This is a genomic window from Leucobacter chromiireducens (genome assembly GCF_051993095.1).
GTDB classification, from domain to species: Bacteria; Actinomycetota; Actinomycetes; order Actinomycetales; family Microbacteriaceae; genus Leucobacter; species Leucobacter chromiireducens.
Genome location: NZ_CP197024.1, coordinates 1,073,385 through 1,092,572, shown reverse-complemented (window position 1 = coordinate 1,092,572; position 19,188 = coordinate 1,073,385). Strand labels below are relative to the sequence as shown.

Sequence of the window (19,188 nt, the reverse complement as noted above, 5' to 3'; positions counted from 1 at the left end):
AACAGCCCACCCGCTCTTGCCGCGCACCGCTGCGTGTGCGGCTTCCGAAAGGATCCACCAGTGACCCAATCCATCCCCGCTCCCGCGCTCCCCCTTGCGACGCGCACGTTGATCGCGGAGGCAGAGGCCTTCCTCCTCGATTTCAACGGCACGCTCTCGGACGATGAGCAGCTCCTTGCTGAACTCGTCGCCGAGATCTCTGAGCAGGAGCTCGGCGTCGCAGTGTCTGCAGCGCGGTATTTTGCTGAGTTTGCCGGCTTCACCGAGGAGCACATGTTTGGCGTGCTTGCCGCAGAGGCGAGCGGGCAGGCACCGAGCGCCGAGTACCTCTTTGACCGGTTCAACGCCCGATACCTTGAGCGAACCGCAGCGCACAGCACGATCACCCCCGCGGCTCGCGCGTTCATCGCGTCCGCTACTGCGGCGGGAAAGCGCCTCGCGGTCGTAACTGCTGCGAGCCGCCAGACCGTGGTTCCTGCGCTCGAGCAAGCGGGCATCGGTGCCGCGTTCGAAACCGTCGTCGCGCTTGAGGATGTCGCATCGTCGAAGCCCGACCCAGAGTGCTATCTGCGTGCGGCGGCTGAACTGGGGATCGAGCCCATTCGCGCGGTTGCGTTTGAGGACTCGCGCACTGGGATCCGCGCCGCGCGCGGTGCCGGGGTACCGACCGTCGCGGTGCTCGGCAGCCTTGATCTCGCCGCCGCGAGCGAGCTCACCCCGCACGTGGTCACGCGGCTCGACCCCGCGCTGCTCTAGGCAGCGGGCAATGCCCGCCGCGTGCTGGCGCAGGCGGCGGACTAGGCGCGGCGGTACGTCAGGTCGCGGATCGCGCGTCCCTTTGCGGCGCCCTTGCGCTCGAAGGCGGTGAGGATGCGGCCATCGAAACGCTCCGCGTACTCGCCCGTGAAGTCACGCGAGAAGTCGGGTGCGGCATCGAGCACCACGCGCATGTGCTCGGCGTACTCCTCCCAGTCGGTGGCGAGACGGAGCACGCCGCCGGGGCGGAGCACGCGGGCGGCGATCTGCGTGAACTCCTCGTTGATGAGCCGCCGCTTGTGGTGGCGCGACTTCGCCCACGGGTCCGGGAAGAACACCCAGAGCTCGTCCGCGCTTCCCACAGGCAGGTAGTGCTCAAGCACCTCCGGCGCGTTCGCCTCGATGAGCCGCAGGTTGCGCGCGCCGAGCTCGTCCGCCGCAGTCATCGTGCGCGCGAGCCCCGCACGGAACACCTCGATCGCCATATGATCGCGCTCGGGGTGCGTGCTCGCGGCATGCACGATCGCGTGCCCCTGCCCCGATCCCACCTCGATCACAAGTGGTGCCTTGCGGCCGAAGATCTCCTCCGGTACGCCATGCGCACCCTCCGCAACGCTGGTCGCGGCGGGGCCGCGGGGAACGTCAATGCGGTAGAGCGGCGAGAGTTCGTCCCACCCGCGCTGCTGCCCGGACGTCATTCGTCCGCTGCGGCGCACAAACGAGACAGGCTTGTCCCGAAACGTGGTCGGGTCGAAGGTCTTCGATTTCTGGGGCTGCTCGTCAGTCACCCCACAACGGTAGTGCGGCAACGCCCGAAGGGCAAAGCGCGAGGCAGCGGCCCGCGGTACCATGGAGCCACGGCTTCGACCCAGGAGGACTCCCATGACCCGACGCATTCTGTTGGTGAACGGCCCCAACCTCAATCTCTTGGGCACCCGTGAACCGGAGCTCTACGGCGAGGAGACGCTTGCCGACGTCGAGGCGCTTGCCGCCCGCGTCGCAGCAGACTTCGGCATCGAAGTTCGCGCGGTGCAGAGCAACCACGAGGGCGTGCTCATCGACGCGATCCACGAGGCCCGCGAAGACTGCCTCGGGATCGTCATCAACCCGGGGGCGCTCACGCACACCTCCGTGGCTCTGCGCGACGCGATCACCGGCGTTGATCTGCCCACCGTCGAGGTGCACCTCACCAACGTGCACGCGCGCGAGCCATTCCGCCACCACTCGTACATCTCCCCCATCGCCGCCGGCGTGATCGTGGGCTGCGGTGTGCAGGGCTACGAGTTCGCGGTGCGACGCGTGGCCGCACTCATCGCGCGCTAGCGCGCAATCCCGGCTGCGCCGCTGCGCGGACCCCGCGCGCTACGGCGCGGTGAGAAACACGTCGAGCAGCCCCGGATTGTGGGCGTGCACGAGCACCGCAAACACGACCGCGTCGAATAGCAGGTGCACAGTCACCACGTACGCGAGCGAGCGCGTTCGCAGGAAGATCATGCCCTGCATCAGCGCAAAAGGGATGGTCAGCAGCGGACCCCAGGAGCGATAGCCCAGCTCCCAGAGGAATGACACGAACACCACAGCCTGCAGCACGTTTGCGAGCCAGGCCGGGAAGTGGCGCAGCAGCACGGCGAACACCGTGCAGATGAAGAACAGCTCATCCCAGATCCCAACGGCGCCGACGCCGACGAACAGCCGCGAGATGAGATCGGGTGTCGTGACCGCCGGCCAGTTCTCGTAGACCCCCGAGCTGATGAAATACCAGGGCAGGACCAGCCAGCCCAGCACGAGCACCGCTGCAAGCCAGGCCCAGTGGAATACGCCCCAACGCTGCCTGCTCCGCCAGGGAAAGCCCGTGGCCCGATCCCGATAGAGAAACCGCGACACGAGGTACGGCACGAGCACGGCGCCGCCCAGCGCCAGCGTGAACTGCACCATTGACCACGTGTCGAGCCGCGCACCGAGGTCGATCGTGCGGATGATCGCGAGGCCCAGTGCGATGAGCGACAGGTCGCGCAGGAGCGACGGCGGGCGCGCCTCAGGCGGCAGCTCGCGCAGCGCGGCACGGACCTCAGCGCCCCGCGGGATCGGGATCGAGCACTGCCCGCCACAGCCTCCCCGGTCGGCGTAGGCGGCGGCTGCGAGTCCCAGGATCAGGAGCAGGATCCCGGCAGGAAGGTCCTCGAACACGAACAGCGCGGGCGCCGCGAGCACCGTGAGCGCAGCGGCGATCACGTGCCACGGACGGATCGCGGGTGACGCGCTCGCGTGCAGCCGGTGCTCAACTGGGATTCCCACGCAGCACAGCGTAGCCGCCGCGTCTGCGGGGCACCCGAAGCGATGCTCACCACCCTCCTGACCGGCCGGACACAGCCGATCAGAAATCAAGAAGTCTGCGGCGCCCCGCGCGCGCTACGCTACCCCCATGAGCGCCGTCGACTCCGTCACCCATCCCGCCGATTCGCACGACACGATCGTGGTGCGCCGGGCCCGCGAACACAATCTCAAGAACGTGAGCGTGGAGCTCCCCAAACGCCGCCTCACGGTGTTTACGGGTGTCTCCGGCTCGGGCAAAAGCTCACTCGTCTTCGCGACCATCGCGGCCGAATCCCAGCGCCTCATCAACGAGACCTATAGCGCGTTCGTGCAGGGCTTCATGCCCTCGCAGTCGCGGCCCGATGTCGACGTGCTCGAGGGTCTCACGACGGCGATCATCGTTGACCAGGAGCGGATGGGCGCAAATCCACGCTCCACGGTCGGTACGGCGACGGACGTCAACGCGATGCTGCGGATCGTCTTCTCCCGCCTCGGTACCCCGCACATTGGCTCGCCCAACGCGTTCTCCTTCAATGTGGCCTCGGTGAGCGGAGCGGGCGCGGTCACCCTCCAGAAGGGCGGCAAGCAGGTGAAGGAGCGCCGCTCGTTCGAGGTGCTTGGGGGCATGTGCGCCACGTGCGAGGGACGCGGCACCGTCTCTGACTTCGCGCTCGATCAGCTGTTCGACGATACGAAGTCGCTCGCTGACGGTGCGCTCACCGTGCCCGGCTACAGCATGGATGGGTGGTACGGCCGCCTCTTTGGTGCGATGCTGCCGATGGACGTGCCGATTCGCGATTTCACGCCCGAGCAGCTCGAGGTGCTGCTGCACCAGGAGCCCACGAAGATCAAGGTCGACGGCACGAACCTCACGTATGAGGGGCTGATCCCGAAGATTCAGAAGTCGATGCTCGCGAAGGATCGGGAGGCGATGCAGCCGCACGTGCGCGCGTTCGTCGACCGGGCGATCGTGTTCACCCCGTGCTCCGCCTGCGGGGGCACCCGCCTGAACGATTCGGCGCGCTCCTCGAAGATCGCGGGCCTCTCGATCGCAGACGTGTGCGCGATGCAGATCAGCGATCTCGCAGAGTGGGTGCGCGAGATCTCGGATCCCGGCCTGCAGCCCCTCATCGCGAAGCTGTCGGACACGCTGGACTCCTTCGTGCAGATCGGGCTCGGGTACTTGAGCCTCGATCGTCCGACGGACACACTGTCGGGTGGCGAGTCTCAGCGCACCAAGATGATCCGGCATCTCGGCTCCCCCATCACCGACGCGACGTACGTGTTCGATGAGCCGTCGATTGGCCTGCATCCGCACGACATCGAGCGGATGAACCAGCTGCTGCTCAAGCTGCGCGACAAGGGCAACACCGTGCTGGTTGTCGAGCACAAGCCTGAGATGATCGGGATCGCGGATCACGTTGTCGACCTCGGGCCGCGGGCGGGCACCGGCGGAGGTGAGATTTGCTTCGAGGGCACTGTCGCGGGGCTGCGCGCCTCGGACACGCTCACGGGGCGTCACCTTGACGATCGGGCGCACCTGAAGGAGACCGTGCGGCAGGCGAGCGGCGCGATCGAGGTTCGGGGGGCGAATCGCCACAACCTCAAGGACGTCGACGTCGATGTGCCGCTCGGTGTGCTCTGCGTCATCACGGGGGTTGCCGGTTCGGGGAAGAGCTCGCTGATCCATGGCTCGGTGTCGAACCGAGAGGGGGTCGTCGCGATCGACCAGGGCGCCATCAAGGGCTCGCGCCGCTCCAACCCCGCGACCTACACGGGGCTGCTCGATCCTGTGCGCACCGCGTTCGCGAAGGCCAACGGCGTGAAGCCGGCGCTCTTCAGCGCAAACTCGGAGGGAGCGTGCCCCGAGTGCAAGGGTGCTGGGGTGATCTACACCGATCTCGGCATGATGGCCACGATGGAAAGCGTGTGCCAGGTGTGCGAGGGTCGCCGCTTCAACCAGGATGTGCTCGAGTACACGCTCGCGGGGAAGAACATTGCCGAGGTGCTCGAGCTGAGCATGGCCGAGGCGCACGAGTTCTTCAGCACCGGCGAGGCACGCATCCCGAAGGCGGCGAAAATTCTGGATCGTCTCACGGACGTGGGGCTTGGCTACCTGACGCTGGGGCAGCCACTCTCCACGCTGTCGGGTGGCGAGCGGCAGCGGCTGAAGCTCGCGATCCACATGCTCGAGGATGCCGACATCTACGTGCTTGACGAGCCCACCACGGGTCTGCACCTCGCCGACGTGGAGCAGCTGCTCGGTCTGCTCGACCGACTCGTCGACGCGGGCAAGAGCGTCATTGTGATCGAGCACCACCAGGCGGTGATGGCGCACGCCGACTGGATCATCGACATCGGACCGGGTGCCGGCCAGCAGGGTGGCACGGTGGTGTTCGAGGGCAGCCCGCGCGAGCTGATCGCCAACGGCTCGACGCTCACCGGCCAGCACCTCGGACGGTACGTCGCGTAGCGCGGTGAGCTGCGGGAGCGCTCACCCGGGTGAGCCTTTCCCGCTAGCGCGGCGCTGAGGGCAGCTCGTTCAGCGCCCGGATCAGGCGGTGCAGGTCACCCACCGCGCGGCGACGCGGGGTGAAGATAATGCGCGGCAGCTCCGGGCGGTCGTCGTCGCCGCGTTCCTCGGGGAGCGCCTCGGTTCGCTCAATCGTGCCGGTCTCGCACAGGCCCGAGAAGCGCGCGTTGAGGTCAGCGAGCTCCTCATCACTCGGTTCGGCGCGGAGGCGCAGCACCAGCTCGGCGCCGAACCAGCGCAGCGAATCGTAGTTGCGCCAAAACCCGGTCACCTCGGCGACCGCCGCCTCGACAGAGTCCGTGACGAGCACGCGGTCGAGATCGTCCACGGCGACAAGCCCGTTGGCCGCGAGCTGCTCGGTCACGAACGCCGCGAAGCCGCGCCAGAACTGACCGCCCTCGCGGTCAAGCAGCACGATGGGCGTGGGCTCCATCTTGCCCGTCTGCTGCAGCGTGAGCAGCTCAAAGGTCTCGTCCATGGTGCCAAATCCGCCAGGCAGGCAGATGAATCCGCTCGACTCTTTCACGAGCATCAGCTTGCGGGTGAAGAAGTACTTCATCGCGACCTGGCGGTTGTCCCCCGTGAGCACGGCGTTCGGCGCTTCCTCGAACGGCAGCCGGATCGACACCCCAAGCGACTGTTCCGGCCCCGCACCGGTCGCCGCGGCTTCCATGATGCCGGGACCGGCGCCCGTCACAACGAACCATCCCTCGTTTGCGAGCTGTTCGGCGGCGGCGCGCGCGTTCTCCCACAGCGGGTCGTGCGCATGGGTGCGCGCCGAACCAAAAATAGTCACCTTCGGCGTGCCAGCGTATGGCGCGAACAGTAGGAATGCCGCGCGCATCTCCTCGACGGCTGCAGCCGTGATCTTGAGATCACGGCGCGGGGTGCCGTCCTGCCCCAGGCCGATTCCGGTCTCCAGGATGCGCCGCACGAGCGTGCGCTGCGAACCCACCCCGCAATCGGCGATCAGCGCGTCAAGACGCTCGCGAAGCTCCTGCTGCGCGTCGGGCTCGGGGGCGTTTGTGGCGTTGCTCACGCTTCCACCCTAGCTGTGCGAGCCGTGGAAGGTGCGGGTTCCGCGCCCCGCTCCGGGGCGGAGGAGAAACCGGACGGGCTATGCGCCCGCCGCAAGTACCGCGTCGAGGAGCCCCGGGAAGCGAGCGTCGAGGTCCTCCCGGCGCAGCGAGAGCACGCGTGAGCGCCCCTGCGGATCGTTGCGAATCACGCCGGACTCCCGGAGTACCTTCATGAGGTGCGACTTCGTTGATTTGGGCATGTTCGGATCGCTGAGCGAGCAGGCGGCCATCTCCATCGGACCGTTGACCAGCTGGCGGGCGATCGCAAGCCGCTCGGGATCACTCAGCGCAAACAACACCTCGGGGAGCGTGATCTCTGCCCGCTCGGGGTGTGGGAGTTCCGGAACCGCACTCATGGTTCGATAATAGTTGAACTATTTGTGCGATACCAGTACGCTCGCACTGTTCGAAAAACATCGAACTGACACCTGAGTTCTGGAGCACGCAGTGAACGCCACTTCCCACGCAGCCGCGCCGAGCGCATCACGCCGGCGCTGGGGCTTCGCCATCACCGTGGTGAGCCTCGTTGGCATGATGGCCGGCGCGAGCGCGCCCTCGCCGTTCTACCCGGTACTTGCAGCAGAAATCGGATTCAGCTCCGCAACAATCACCACGGTGTTTGCGGTCTACGCCATCACGCTGCTCCTCACACTCCTCACCGCAGGTTCACTCTCTGACCATGTCGGCCGCCGCCCAGTGGCGAGCGCGGGCCTGCTCCTGCTTGCGGTAAGCGTGCTGGTGTTCTGGCACGCGGACTCGGTGGCCGGCCTGATGTGGGGGCGCGCGGTGCAGGGCGTTGCGAGCGGTTTGCTGCTCTCTTCGCTCTCGGCCGCGGTCACCGATCTCGAGCGGCCGGACAGGCCGGGCTCGGCCGCGGTCTGGAACGCGGTTGCGCCCATGGTGGGGCTGGGCGGCGGCGCACTCGTCTCGGGCATCATGCTGGACGTTGCTGCCGAGCCGATGCGTGACATTTTCGGTCCGCTGAGTGCCGCATACGCGGTGCTCGCCGTGCTCGTGTGGTTCGTTCCCGAGACGGCACCGCGCACGCCCGGCGCGCTACGCTCGCTGAGATTCCAGCTCACGGTACCCGCCGCAATGCGCGCAGAATTCCTGCGCAGCGCCCCCGCAATCTTCGCGGGCTGGGCGACCGGCGGGTTCTTCCTCTCACTCGGTGCAAACATTGTTGCGGCCGAGCTCGGCGGGCGTGATCACCTGTGGCAGGGGCTCTCCGTGGCGCTTCTCGCGGGTACCGGCGGCCTCGCCGCGCTCCTCATCCGTCGGCGCAGCGCGCACACCATCGTCGTATTTGGCACCGCGGCCCTCGCGAGCGGCACGCTCCTGTCGCTCGGCGCACTGGCGCTCAACTCGCTCCCCCTCTACCTCGTAACGGTATCGATCACGGGCGCAGGCTTTGGTACCGCCTTCTTCGGTGTGGTGCGTGCGCTGTCGCCGCACATCCCCGCCACGCAGCGCGCAGACGTGTTCGCCGTGATCTTTCTCGTCTCGTACCTCGCGTTCGGCGTACCCACGGTCGTGGCAGGGGTTCTCGTGCAGCTATTTGGCTTGCACCCAGTGAGCTACGGCTACGGCCTGCTGGTGGCACTGCTCGCCGGCACGGCCTGCGTGCTTCGCCTGCGGCGCAGACGCCCGAACGAGGACGCTCCTGGCCTCATGGCCTAGCCACACACGCGGGGTCGGGCACTAGGCTGGGGCCATGCCGGCACGGCGCACCCACCTTGCACCGCATCACGCTCACGGAGAGCTCGCGGCGGCGCTCGCCGCGCTCAGAACCGAGTTCGAGGTGCCACTCGACTTCCCGCCAGATGCGTTGAGCGAGGCCGCGGCGGCGATCCCGCTCCCCGCACCACGTGACCTGCGCGATATCCCGTTCGTCACGCTGGATCCCGTGGGCTCACGGGACCTCGACCAGGCGTTCCACCTGGAGCGCGTGGGATCGGGCTGGCGCGTGCGGTATGCGATTGCCGATGTGCCGGGGTTCGTGCACCCGGGAGGCGCGCTCGACCGGGCGGCGAGATCACGCGGGCAGACGCTGTATCTCCCCGACGGCACCGTTCCGCTGCACCCGCGGCTGCTCAGCGAGGGCCGTGCATCGCTGCTGCCGGGCGAGACCCGCTCGGCGTACGTGTGGACGGCGGAGCTCGACGCCGACGGGGCCGCGCACTCCGGCCGAGTCGAGCGCGCAGTGATTCGGTCGCGTGCACAACTCGATTACCCGGGCGCACAGCGGGCGATCGACGCGGGTCATGCGGACGGACCGCTCGCGCTGCTGCGCGAAGTGGGACTCGCGCGGTCCGGGCAGGAACGGCTGCGCGGCGGAGCAAGTCTCAGCATGCCCGAGGAGGAGATTCGCGAGACCCCCAGCGGCTACCGCATCGAGCGGCGGGATCCGCTGCCCGTTGAGGAGTGGAACGCACAGCTCTCGCTCCTCGCGGGCATCACCGCCGGGGAGCTCATGCTCGGCGCTGAGGTGGGGATCCTGCGCACGATGCCCCCGCCCGAGGAGACCGCGCTCACCGAGTTCCGTGCCCGCGTGCGCGCACTCGGGCAGCCATGGGCGCAGGATCTCAGCTACGGCGAGTACCTGGCCGGGCTCGACCCCACGGCCGTGGGCACCCCCGCCGTGCGACAAGCGGCGGCGGCGCTGTTCCGCGGCGCTGACTACACCTCCTTCGACGGTGCGCTCCCCGCGGAGACCCGGCAGGCCGCGATCGCGGCACCGTACGCGCACGTGACCGCTCCGCTGCGCCGCCTGGTCGACCGCTTCGGGCTGGTCGTGTGCGCAGCGATCTGCGCCAATGAGGCTATCCCCGAGTGGGCTCGGGCGGCCCTCCCCGAGCTCCCCGCACTCATGCGCGCGTCAAACCAGCGCTCGGGGCAGCTCACGTCGGCCGCGCTTGACCGCGTGGAAGCGGCGGTGCTGCACGACCGCGTGGGCGACACGCTCGACGCGGTGGTGATCGAGGTGCGTGGGGCGAAAGCCCGCGTGCAGCTCACCGACCCGCCCGTCACGGCGCAGTGCCCGGCGGACGGGCTGCGGGCGGGTACCCGCGTGCGCGTGCGCGTGCTCGGCACCGACATCGCAAGCGGCACCGTGGACCTCGCACCGGTATCGATATAGCGTCTCGGCTCCGCGCGCCGAGATGTACTGACCTATACGGCGCAGAGCCGACGCGTGCGCCTGGCTACTCGAACCGGGTGGCGGCAAGCGGGAGTTCGCTGCGCACCGACCGGAACACGACGAGGATCGCAGCGGCCGCAAGCCCCAGGCAGATGGCGATGAGCCCGAGGTAGCTCACATCCGGCAGCGTGACCTGCCGGTCCCCACCGCTCAGCCCCACAACAATCGACCAGGCTGCCAGAGCACCGAGCGCAATCGTACAGAGAAACACCGCCGCGAGCGGCAACGCAGTTTCAATGACGATCATGCGCCTGAGCGTTGCCGCGGGCATTCCGCTCAGGCGCAAAAGGCCCAGTTGCCTCCGACGATCGATCATGCCTGCGGTGGTCGAGACTGAGAGCGACACCACCGAGATGAGCATCGAGATGAGGATGCCCACCCAGGCGAGGCTTACATACTGGCGTGCAAAGCGACTCGACCCGGCGTCCGTGTTCTCGGCCCGAGTGTACGGGAGCATCGAAAGCGAGAGCTCGCTCGTGGTCAGAGCGGTTCGCGCGCGTTCGAGCGAGCCTGCTGTGCCGTCCGTGAGCACGGTGATGAGTGTCGGAATCGCGCGCTCCGCTGTGGCCTCGGTAATGGGAGCCGTATCAACGTCACGCCCGATCGAAAAGATGCTGAAGTAGGGCTGCTCGATCCACACCCATTCATCGGCCGCCGTGTCGAGCCCGAGCGCCCGAGCGTCATCGGCAGCCATGACGAAACCCCCGTTGAGTGGGCGACCTTCGGCGTCGCGCACACCCTCGTCCGCGCCCTCGTACCAGCCGACGCGCACAATGCGCTCGACACCAGGGGTGGCCACCACGCTCGCAATCGCCGCTTCGGTTGTCTCCGGGTCTGCCTCGATTCCCAGGTTGGCCACGAGTGCGTCGGCGGGAACGAGCTCCGTCGGCGGCACATCGGCGAATTGCTCCACCGACTCGGTTGTGGTGCCAACGGCGAACACGGTCACCACAAAGAGCGCGAGCACGAGCCCGCTCACGGCGCGGAACGTTGCGCGCGGGTGCCGAGCGATGCGGCGCAGAGCGAGCACACCGGCGGCGCTTCGCGCACGCGCTGCCCCTGCGCGGCTCACCCACCAGGCAAGCCCAGGTCCGGCGATCACCAGCCCCACTGTCACGAGCACGAATCCGAGAAGCACGGCGAGGTTCGAGATCAACGGGTCGATGTCGAGTGTCGTGAGCACCGGTAGCACACCAATCACGAGTGCGCCGACCCCGAGCGGCACCAGCGACCACCAGGTTGGAGTACGTTCCTGCTGCTCACGCGACCCGCCGAGCGGACCGAGTCCACCACGGAGAGCAGTGACGAAAGCGACCAGACCAGCGAGGAGTGCGGTTCCGAGCGCTACGAGAATCATTCCCCACCCGGGCACTGCGAGGTCACTCACGAAAAACCTGGAACCCTCAATCTCGACAAGCGCTGCGAGCGGTCGGAGCACGAAGAAGAGCCCGAGGCCCGCGGCTGCACCTGCGAGCGCGGGCACGACGGCTTCGATGCCGGAGAGCACTGCGACCAGTCGGGGCGAGGCACCGATCAATCGGATCGTTGCGAAGCGCTCGGTTCGTGTCGCCTGTCCAAGTTTCGTGACGATCGAAATGAGCACCACCACGGGGAAGAGCACGGCAATACCACCGACAATTGCGATCATCGCGTAGGCGGAGCTCGGGTAGCTCGAGCCGGAGAGCTCAGCACGCAAACTGGCACCAAGCATCGGCTCCACAGAGTCCGCCTCGGTGCCAACAATCGCGAGAAGCGATTCGGGCCCCACGAGCGCGTCATCGCCGATGATCCCGATCCGAGTTCCGAAACGCTCTCCCAGCTCGTCAGCCGGGGCGAAGTCGATCAGCCGCGCGAGCGATGGCGACGCAAAATACTCCCCCGGTTGCGGAGCACGGTCAATTCCGGGTACAATGACCGTCGAGCTCTCGGTCGCAGCGATCGAAACACGAGTGATCGCCTGACCGTTGTAATAGTCGCCGGGAGCCCCCAGCACCCCACTTGCTGCCACCCACACCGTGTCGTCGTCAAACACGCGCTCAGCGGTCTGCTCGGCGTTGAACGAGGCGTCAAACGGCCAGCTAGCGCGAGCACCCCGATCCTGCAGACCCTGGTACGCAGCAAGAACGAGGAGCAGGAGGGCCACGCCCACCGCAACACCCGAGGCGATCCCGAACAGGCGCTTCGCGCCACCGCGCTCGCGGGAGGCAAGCACCCAGCCCAACGTGAGCGCTCTCATCGCGCCAGCCCCGAGAGCTTGCCATCGCGCACCACGATCTCCCGGTCCGCGTAAGCCGCGGTGCGCGCGTCGTGCGTAACAAGCACGACCGTTGTACCCGACGCCCGCGAGAGTTCTGTGAGCGTGAGCATCACCTGCTCGGCCGAAAGTGAGTCCAGCGCGCCAGTCGGCTCATCGGCGAAGATGACCTGCGGCGCAGTGACGAGCGCGCGAGCGATAGCGACCCGCTGCGCCTGACCGCCCGACAACTCGGAGGGGAGCTTCTCCGCGTGCTCGGCAAGACCCAGCCGTTCGAGCCACCTGCGCGCCTGCCGCAGCGCGACCTTTCGGGCCTGCCCCGCGAGCAACAGCGGCAGCGAGACGTTGTCGGCTGCGCTCAAATCGGGCAGCAACTGCCCGAACTGGAAGATGAAGCCAAACTCAGAGAGGCGGAGCTTCGCGCGTTCGGCCTCGCTGAGGGTGCTCAGCTCCGCGACCTCGGAGTTCGTTGCAGCACGGTAACTCGCGGTTCCTGCATCGGGAGTGAGTACACCGGCGAGGATATGCAGCAGTGTCGACTTGCCGGAGCCTGAGGGCCCCATGATCGCGAGGATCTCGCCCCGCGCGACGTCGAGATCGACCCCGCGGAGGGCTACGTCCATGCCGAACGACCGCGTGATACCGCGAACGCTGAGCACTGTATCCCGAGGAATCGCATCGCTCGTCGGAGTGGCAACCACGAGTGTGCCATTGGCCGCTGCGTCACTGGACCCCGCGTTACTGGACCGTGCGCCACGAGTGAGCGCGCTCATCGTGCCACCTCCGCGCTGAGCTCCCCCAGCCGGGCTGAGGTCAGCTCAATCCACCGGAGATCTGCCTCGATGTGGAACAGCGCGTGGTCGCAGACCAGCACGGTGGCGAGGTCGGCGCCGATCTTCCGGCGAGTCAGTTCTCGCATCCGCTCGAGGTGCCTCGCACGCTGCAGATCGAGCAGTCTCGCGGCATCGTCGCCGAGCAGGAGCGCGATGACCGTCTTCGCGAACAGGTTGCTCTGGAGCGCGGGAGACGGGACGTCTGCGGAGAACAGCCACTCTTCGAGCTCTTCACGGCCCGCCGGCGTGATCTCGTAGCGCTTCCGATCGGGGCCGCCGCCCGCCTCATCTCCGAGGAGCGCGATGAAGCCGTGCTTCATGAGCCGCGCGAGCGTCGCATAGACCTGACCGAACGCGAGCGGCTTCTCGGAACCGAAGTGCCGATCGTAGTCATGCTTCAGGTCATAGCCGTAGCCAGAGCCCGTGCCGAGCAGCCCGAGCATGGCGTGTGAGGAGTCCATGGTTGCCATGCACCGAGTGTATACACGGCGTGTATAGTCCTGCAAGCGGAGACGAGAAAGGGCCTCCCCACAACGACTGTCATGCCGTTGCGGGGAGACCCCTCTACTGTGCTGCTGTGCCCTACGCCGTAATGACCTCGGGGGTGCCCGACTCGGAGGCCGGCATCTCAGCGGCGAGACGGTTCGCTTCCTGGATCAGTGTCGCGACAATCTCGCTCTCGGGCACGGTCTTGATGACCTCGCCCTTTACAAAGATTTGCCCCTTGCCGTTGCCGGAGGCCACACCGAGGTCAGCCTCGCGCGCCTCGCCCGGACCGTTCACGACGCAGCCCATGACGGCAACGCGCAGCGGCACGCTCATACCTTCGAGACCCTTGGTGACCTGCTCGGCCAGCGTGTACACGTCCACCTGCGCGCGACCACAGGAGGGGCACGACACGATCTCCAGCTTGCGCTCGCGGAGGTTCAACGACTGCAGAATCTGCAGGCCAACCTTCACCTCTTCCACGGGCGGCGCCGACAGCGAGACACGGATCGTGTCGCCAATCCCCTCACCGAGGAGAATGCCGAACGCCGTTGCGCTCTTGATGGTGCCCTGGAACGCGGGGCCCGCCTCGGTGACCCCGAGGTGCAACGGCCAGTCGCCGCGCTCGGCGAGCTGACGGTACGCCTGCACCATGACGATCGGATCGTTGTGCTTCACGGAGATCTTGAAGTCGTGGAAGTCGTGTTCCTCGAAGAGCGACGCTTCCCAGACAGCGCTCTCAACGAGCGCCTCGGGGGTCGCCTTGCCGTACTTCTGCAGCAGACGCGGATCAAGCGATCCCGCGTTCACGCCAATACGCAACGACACTCCAGCGGCCTTTGCCCGCTTCGCGATCTCGCCGACCTGGTCGTCGAACTTGCGGATGTTGCCCGGGTTGACACGCACCGCCGCGCAGCCCGCATCGATTGCGGCGTACACGTAGTTCGGCTGGAAGTGAATGTCCGCGATCACGGGGATCTGGCTCTTCTTCGCGATGATCGGCAGCGCCTCGGCATCGTCGCGGCTTGGACACGCCACGCGCACAATGTCACAGCCGGACGCCGTAAGCTCGGCGATCTGCTGGAGGGTTGCATTGATATCGGTCGTGGGAGTCGTTGTCATCGACTGCACCGAAACCGGGGCGTTCCCGCCCACCTTTACCGAACCGACCGAGATCTCGCGCGACTTGCGTCGGGGTGCGAGCACCACGGGGACCTTCGGCATTCCCAAATTGACTGCTGCCACGGAGAAGAGTCTAGCCGTGCATCCTGCGAGCCCGCTCGGCGCGGCGCGGACGGGCGCGGCTTCGCCCCAGCAAAGCCACAGTCTGCCCTAACCGAAGAACGACACCGGCTTCACGAGGTCGGCGTACACGAGCAGCACCATCATCGCGCCCAGTACCACCACCACGGCAAAGGTCACTGGCACCATCTTCGCCGCATCAATCGGACCGGGATCGGGCTTGCCGCGCAGCTTCGCGAAGCCGCGCTTGATCGACTCGTAGATCGCACCGACCACGTGCCCGCCGTCAAGTGGCATGAGCGGCAGCAGGTTAAACACGAACAGCGCGATATTCAGCGAGCCGAGCAGTCCGAGGACGCTCTGCACGCGGGCGGCGACGGGAGCCTCGTCGAGGCTGACGATCTCGCCGGCGAGGCGCCCCACGCCGACCACACTCATCGGCCCATTCGGGTCGCGCTCCCCCGCCCCAAACGCGGCGTTCCAGGTGTCGACCATGCGCTGCGGCAGCTGCACGACCACTCCGGCAACCCGCGCCACGTTTTCGCCCACGTACGCGGGCACCTCGGTGATGGGCTGCGGCACATACTCGGAGGCCGGCGTCGCGCCCACCATGCCGACGCTCTCCGTGCGCACGGAGCCGTCATCGTTGGTCAGCACCTTGCCGTCCTCGCCGACGAGCGCGCGCTCGTTCGCCGCGGGCGTGAGCGCCACGGTCTGCGGAGTGCCGTCGCGCAAGATCTCGAGCTGCATCGTGATTCCGGGAGCTGCCGAGACACGCGCACGGAAATCCTCCCACTCCGTGATCGGAGTGCCGTCCACCGCGACAACGGTGTCCCCAGGCAGGAGCCCCGCCGCGGCGGCGGGCGCTGCGGGGTCGCTTGCCGCGCAAGTCTTCGCGGTGCTGCCCGCGGGCTGCAGACACTCGCTCACCGCACCGAGGGTGGTGCTCGCCTGCGGCACCCCGAAGCCCACGAGCACGATGGCAAAGAACACGAACGCGAGGATGAGGTTCATGACGGGCCCACCCAGCATCACGATGATGCGCTTCCACGCGGGGAGGCGGTAGAAGGTGCGATGATCCTCACCGGCTTCGATCGTCTCAGCGCTCGCGAGGCGCGCGTCGTCGACCAGGCCTGCAATCCCGCGGCGCAGCTCCGGCTGCTCGGCATCGCTCAATTCGGGATCTCGCAGCTCGGGATCGCGCAGCTCGGGATCAGCCACGGCCGTCCCTGCCTCACCCTGCGGCCTCGTGACGGGCAGCGGCCCTTCCTCAACAACGGAGTTGAGGAAGCCCGTGGTCGAAGCACGTGGCGCCTCGCCCGGCTTCTGCGGCGGGTACATCCCCGTCATGGCGATGTAGCCGCCGAGCGGGATCGCCTTGACGCCGTACTCCGTCTCGCCCTTCTTGCGCGACCAGAGCGTCTTCCCGAACCCGATCATGTACTGCGTCACCTTGACGCCGAACAGCTTCGCGGGGATGAGGTGCCCGATCTCGTGCAGGCCGATGGAGACGGCGAGCCCGATCAGCACGATCAGGATCCCGAGCACGTAGAGCAGCACGTCAATCACGCACTCAGGCTACTCGCTCGAGCGCGGGAACCCCTGGGCGATTGCCGGGGAAGTGCCGTATGCGTCGCTACGCGCTGCGGCGAGTGATGACCTGCTCCGAGTACTCCCGCGCCCAGCGCTCCGCCTCCGCGAGGCTCTCGAGCGTCAGCTGCTCCGGCGCGGCGTGTGCCTCGAGCACATCTCGCACGGTGTCGACGATGTCGAGGAAGCCAATACGGCCCGCATGGAACGCGACGACGGCCTCTTCGTTGGCAGCGTTGTACACGGCGGGGTAGGTGAGGCGCGCGCGACCGACCTCCTTCGCGAGCTCAACCGCCGGGAACGCCTCGGAGTCGAGCGGCTCGAAGTCCCAGCTCGTGGCGCTGCGCCAATCGAGCGGTGCGCCAACGTTTGCGAGGCGGTCGGGCCATGTGAGGCCAAGCGCGATCGGCAGCCGCATGTCGGGCGGTGACGCCTGCGCAATCGTCGAACCGTCAACGAACTCGACCATCGAGTGGACGATCGACTGCGGGTGCACCACAACCTCGATGCTGCTGTAGGGCACCTTGAAGAGCAAGTGCGCCTCGATTACTTCGAGGCCTTTGTTCACCAGGGTGGCCGAGTTTGTGGTGACCATACGCCCCATGTCCCAGGTGGGGTGCGCGAGCGCCTCGGCCGGAGTCACGCCGCGCAGCTCCTCGCGGCTGCGCCCGCGGAATGGCCCACCGGACGCTGTGAGCACGAGGCGGCGCACCTCCTCCGAGCGACCCGAGCGGAGTGCCTGCGCGAGCGCGGAGTGCTCGGAATCGACGGGCACGATCTGACCCGGTGCCGCGATCCCCGTGACGAGATCGCCGCCCACGATGAGTGACTCCTTGTTGGCAAGCGCGAGCGTGCGGCCCGCCTGCAGTGCGGCGATGGTGGGGCCGAGCCCCACCGAGCCCGTGATGCCGTTCAGCACGACCTGCGCGGGCACCTCACGAATGAGCTGCTCGGCTGCGGCGGCACCGAGTCCGGTGTGCTCAACGTTGAACTCCTCAGCCTGCTGGGCCATGCGTTCCGCGTTCGAACCGGCAATGAGGCCGACCACCTGAAACTTCGAGGGGTTCTTTCGGACGACATCGAGCGCCTGTTCGCCAATCGAACCAGTGGAACCAAGAATGACGATGCGCTTCATACGTTCCATTGTGCCCGAGACGACCGCGCCCCGCGCCCCCAAAAATCAGGGGCGCGGGGCGCGGTGAGAAAACCTGCGGATCGCGAATTACTTCGCGTGCACGGTCCCGAGGATGTCGAGCACGAACACCATGACGTCGTCCGGCTGGTGACCCATCTTCTCGAGACCCGCCGCACCGTAGCCGCCGTCCTCAGCGGGCACGACGGAGATGATCTGCGAGCCCACCTTCTGGCCCTCGAGCGCCTTCTGGAAGCCCCCGATCACGCCGGTGGTGGTGAAGTTTGCGGGCTGGCCGTTCTTCCAGCTCGAATCGAACTCCTCGCCCGTGCGCCAGATCACGCCGCGGTAGTTCACGTACACGCGGTCGCCGGGCTCGACGGTCTCGCCGTCGCCCTCGATGAGCGTCGCAACCTCAAGCTTCTCGGGCGCCTTCGCGTCCTTCGGCATCGTGATCGTGGGCGCGCCATCTTTGTCAAGCTTCACGGTGGGGAAACCTTCGGGGGCCGGCTTCGCGGTGCCCTCAGCCTTCTTCAGGAGGTCGCTCGGCTCGAGCGTGCCGGGCTCGCCCGTTGCACCGGTGTCCTCACCCTTCTCCCCGAACTCCATGATGAGCACGATGGAGTCCTTTTCCGTGAGATCCGACACCCCCGTATCCGCAGCCTTCGTGTCGCCAAACATCTCGGCGTACGGAGCGACAATCGCGATCTGCTGGCCGGGAACAGCGCAGCGGAAGCCCTCGTACGCCCACCCAATCAGCTGGTCCTTGCTGAACGGAACGGGCGCGGCGGGCAGCTGCTGCATCACGTCACCGTTCGCGCCGTTGAACATCGTCATGCTGACAGAGATGGTCTCGCCCTCCTTCACCACGTCGCCCTCACCCTCGGTGAGGACGCTGCGCTGCATCTCCTTGGCGTTCACGGGGGTCTTCGAGTCGAGCTTCAGGTCGCTGCCCGTCTCGCCGCTCACCGTGACCGCCTTGCTCGCGGCGCCGGGAGCAAGGCAATCGGCGCCAGCGGAGTCCGCCGTCGGGCTGCCACCGGCGCAGCCGGAGAGCAGCAGGGCGCCAGCGAGGGCGGTGGGCAGGAGTGCGCGGGAGAGTTTCACGAAGCTGAACGTCCTTTTCACGTGCGTTGAGGCCGTACGGCCGTGGGTATGGGCACAGTATTTCGTATTCCGCTGCCTGCCCGCTGGGAATGGCTACCGCTTGCGGGGCCGCCCGGACTGCGCTCCGCCCGTTGCCGTGCGCGGTGGGAGCAGCGCACCGGCGGCGCCCGCTGCGGCGAGCGCGAGCAGGATCATTGTGGCGAGGTCGCAGCCGATGTAGACGTAGTGCCAGATCGACTGGCCCGGATCAGCTCCCTGCAGCACGAGGTCGGTGCGCGCGTTGAGCGGCGGCCGCACGAGCGTGATCTTTGCGACGTACACGGCCGCGAGGCCCGCCCAGATGCCGAAGCGCACGCCCGAGATCCTCGTCGCGAGCGGCCAGAAGGAGAGCAGGGTGAGGGCGAGCAGCACGAGCCCCTCGGCGACGTTGAGCGCGGCGAACACGAGCCGCCCGATGCCGAGCCCGAGTGGGATCGTGATGCCGGGGGCCTGGAACTTCAGTGGCGCTTCGATGAACGAGATCGCAGCGATGAGCCCGAACCAGAGGACGGGGAGCGCGAGGCGCCACAGCTCGATGCCCACGCGCCGCCGAACTTCTGGGCCGGAGGGAACGGTTGGGGCGGCAGGTCGTTTGCGGCTCATGGTGTGCGTCGGTGTCCTCTCT

The 19,188-nt window shown here is 67.4% G+C and carries 17 protein-coding genes; 5 read left to right on the top strand and 12 right to left on the bottom strand.

The window, feature by feature from the left end:
* Positions 1-60 precede the first annotated feature (60 nt).
* Entirely contained in the window at positions 61-756 is a 696-nt protein-coding gene (locus tag ACR81A_RS04870) for an HAD family hydrolase (RefSeq protein WP_440312850.1), read from the top strand.
* A gap of 41 nt (positions 757-797) precedes the next feature.
* On the opposite strand, the gene trmB is transcribed toward ACR81A_RS04870, so the two are convergent.
* A complete protein-coding gene (gene trmB / locus ACR81A_RS04865) occupies positions 798-1,544 on the bottom strand; it encodes a tRNA (guanosine(46)-N7)-methyltransferase TrmB (protein WP_440312849.1) in 747 nt (248 codons plus the stop codon).
* Positions 1,545-1,638: 94 nt separating this feature from the next.
* Here trmB and aroQ point away from each other — a divergent pair, with 94 nt between their 5' ends.
* Positions 1,639-2,079, top strand: coding sequence for a type II 3-dehydroquinate dehydratase (aroQ, locus tag ACR81A_RS04860; RefSeq protein ID WP_440312848.1), 441 nt, complete (start codon positions 1,639-1,641; stop codon positions 2,077-2,079).
* Positions 2,080-2,118: 39 nt separating this feature from the next.
* Here aroQ and ACR81A_RS04855 read toward each other — a convergent pair whose 3' ends face one another.
* On the bottom strand, positions 2,119-3,045 hold the full coding sequence (locus ACR81A_RS04855) for a CPBP family glutamic-type intramembrane protease (RefSeq protein WP_440313129.1): 927 nt from the start codon (positions 3,043-3,045) through the stop codon (positions 2,119-2,121).
* 133 nt (positions 3,046-3,178) lie between these two features.
* Here ACR81A_RS04855 and ACR81A_RS04850 point away from each other — a divergent pair, with 133 nt between their 5' ends.
* Positions 3,179-5,542, top strand: a complete 2,364-nt coding sequence (locus tag ACR81A_RS04850) for an ATP-binding cassette domain-containing protein (protein ID WP_440312847.1) — start codon at positions 3,179-3,181, stop codon at positions 5,540-5,542.
* Between the two features lie 43 nt (positions 5,543-5,585).
* On the opposite strand, the gene ACR81A_RS04845 is transcribed toward ACR81A_RS04850, so the two are convergent.
* Together ACR81A_RS04845 and ACR81A_RS04840 are read right to left on the bottom strand one after the other, a co-directional pair.
* Positions 5,586-6,641 (bottom strand): TIGR00730 family Rossman fold protein, encoded by a 1,056-nt coding sequence (locus ACR81A_RS04845; RefSeq protein WP_440312846.1) that lies wholly within the window; start codon positions 6,639-6,641, stop codon positions 5,586-5,588.
* Between the two features lie 78 nt (positions 6,642-6,719).
* Positions 6,720-7,037, bottom strand: coding sequence for an ArsR/SmtB family transcription factor (locus ACR81A_RS04840; RefSeq protein ID WP_202381775.1), 318 nt, complete (start codon positions 7,035-7,037; stop codon positions 6,720-6,722).
* Positions 7,038-7,128: 91 nt separating this feature from the next.
* On the opposite strand from ACR81A_RS04840, the gene ACR81A_RS04835 reads away from it, so the two are divergent.
* On the top strand, positions 7,129-8,361 hold the full coding sequence (locus ACR81A_RS04835) for an MFS transporter (protein ID WP_440312845.1): 1,233 nt from the start codon (positions 7,129-7,131) through the stop codon (positions 8,359-8,361).
* Between the two features lie 34 nt (positions 8,362-8,395).
* Positions 8,396-9,820: an RNB domain-containing ribonuclease gene (locus ACR81A_RS04830; RefSeq protein ID WP_440312844.1), complete on the top strand. Its 1,425-nt coding sequence runs from the start codon at positions 8,396-8,398 to the stop codon at positions 9,818-9,820.
* A gap of 64 nt (positions 9,821-9,884) precedes the next feature.
* On the opposite strand, the gene ACR81A_RS04825 is transcribed toward ACR81A_RS04830, so the two are convergent.
* From ACR81A_RS04825 to ACR81A_RS04790, 8 genes are all read right to left on the bottom strand, one after another.
* Positions 9,885-10,337 (bottom strand): FtsX-like permease family protein, encoded by a 453-nt coding sequence (locus ACR81A_RS04825; RefSeq protein ID WP_440313128.1) that lies wholly within the window; start codon positions 10,335-10,337, stop codon positions 9,885-9,887.
* Between the two features lie 1,775 nt (positions 10,338-12,112).
* On the bottom strand, positions 12,113-12,907 hold the full coding sequence (locus ACR81A_RS04820) for an ABC transporter ATP-binding protein (RefSeq protein WP_440312843.1): 795 nt from the start codon (positions 12,905-12,907) through the stop codon (positions 12,113-12,115).
* The gene (locus ACR81A_RS04815; RefSeq protein ID WP_237462560.1) at positions 12,904-13,437 is read right to left on the bottom strand and encodes a PadR family transcriptional regulator; all 534 of its coding nucleotides are present in this window, start codon (positions 13,435-13,437) and stop codon (positions 12,904-12,906) included. Before ACR81A_RS04815 ends, ACR81A_RS04820 begins: the two co-directional genes overlap by 4 nt.
* 112 nt (positions 13,438-13,549) lie before the next feature.
* On the bottom strand, positions 13,550-14,698 hold the full coding sequence (gene ispG / locus ACR81A_RS04810; protein ID WP_202381761.1) for a flavodoxin-dependent (E)-4-hydroxy-3-methylbut-2-enyl-diphosphate synthase: 1,149 nt from the start codon (positions 14,696-14,698) through the stop codon (positions 13,550-13,552).
* Positions 14,699-14,785: 87 nt separating this feature from the next.
* On the bottom strand, positions 14,786-16,264 hold the full coding sequence (locus ACR81A_RS04805) for a M50 family metallopeptidase (RefSeq protein WP_440312842.1): 1,479 nt from the start codon (positions 16,262-16,264) through the stop codon (positions 14,786-14,788).
* A 67-nt stretch (positions 16,265-16,331) separates the two neighbouring features.
* The gene (dxr, locus tag ACR81A_RS04800; protein ID WP_440312841.1) at positions 16,332-17,420 is read right to left on the bottom strand and encodes a 1-deoxy-D-xylulose-5-phosphate reductoisomerase; all 1,089 of its coding nucleotides are present in this window, start codon (positions 17,418-17,420) and stop codon (positions 16,332-16,334) included.
* An 87-nt stretch (positions 17,421-17,507) separates the two neighbouring features.
* Complete coding sequence (locus ACR81A_RS04795) at positions 17,508-18,524, bottom strand: FKBP-type peptidyl-prolyl cis-trans isomerase (RefSeq protein WP_440312840.1); 1,017 nt, start codon at positions 18,522-18,524, stop codon at positions 17,508-17,510.
* A 93-nt stretch (positions 18,525-18,617) separates the two neighbouring features.
* A complete protein-coding gene (locus tag ACR81A_RS04790) occupies positions 18,618-19,166 on the bottom strand; it encodes a hypothetical protein (RefSeq protein ID WP_440312839.1) in 549 nt (182 codons plus the stop codon).
* Between the last annotated feature and the right edge of the window lie 22 nt (positions 19,167-19,188).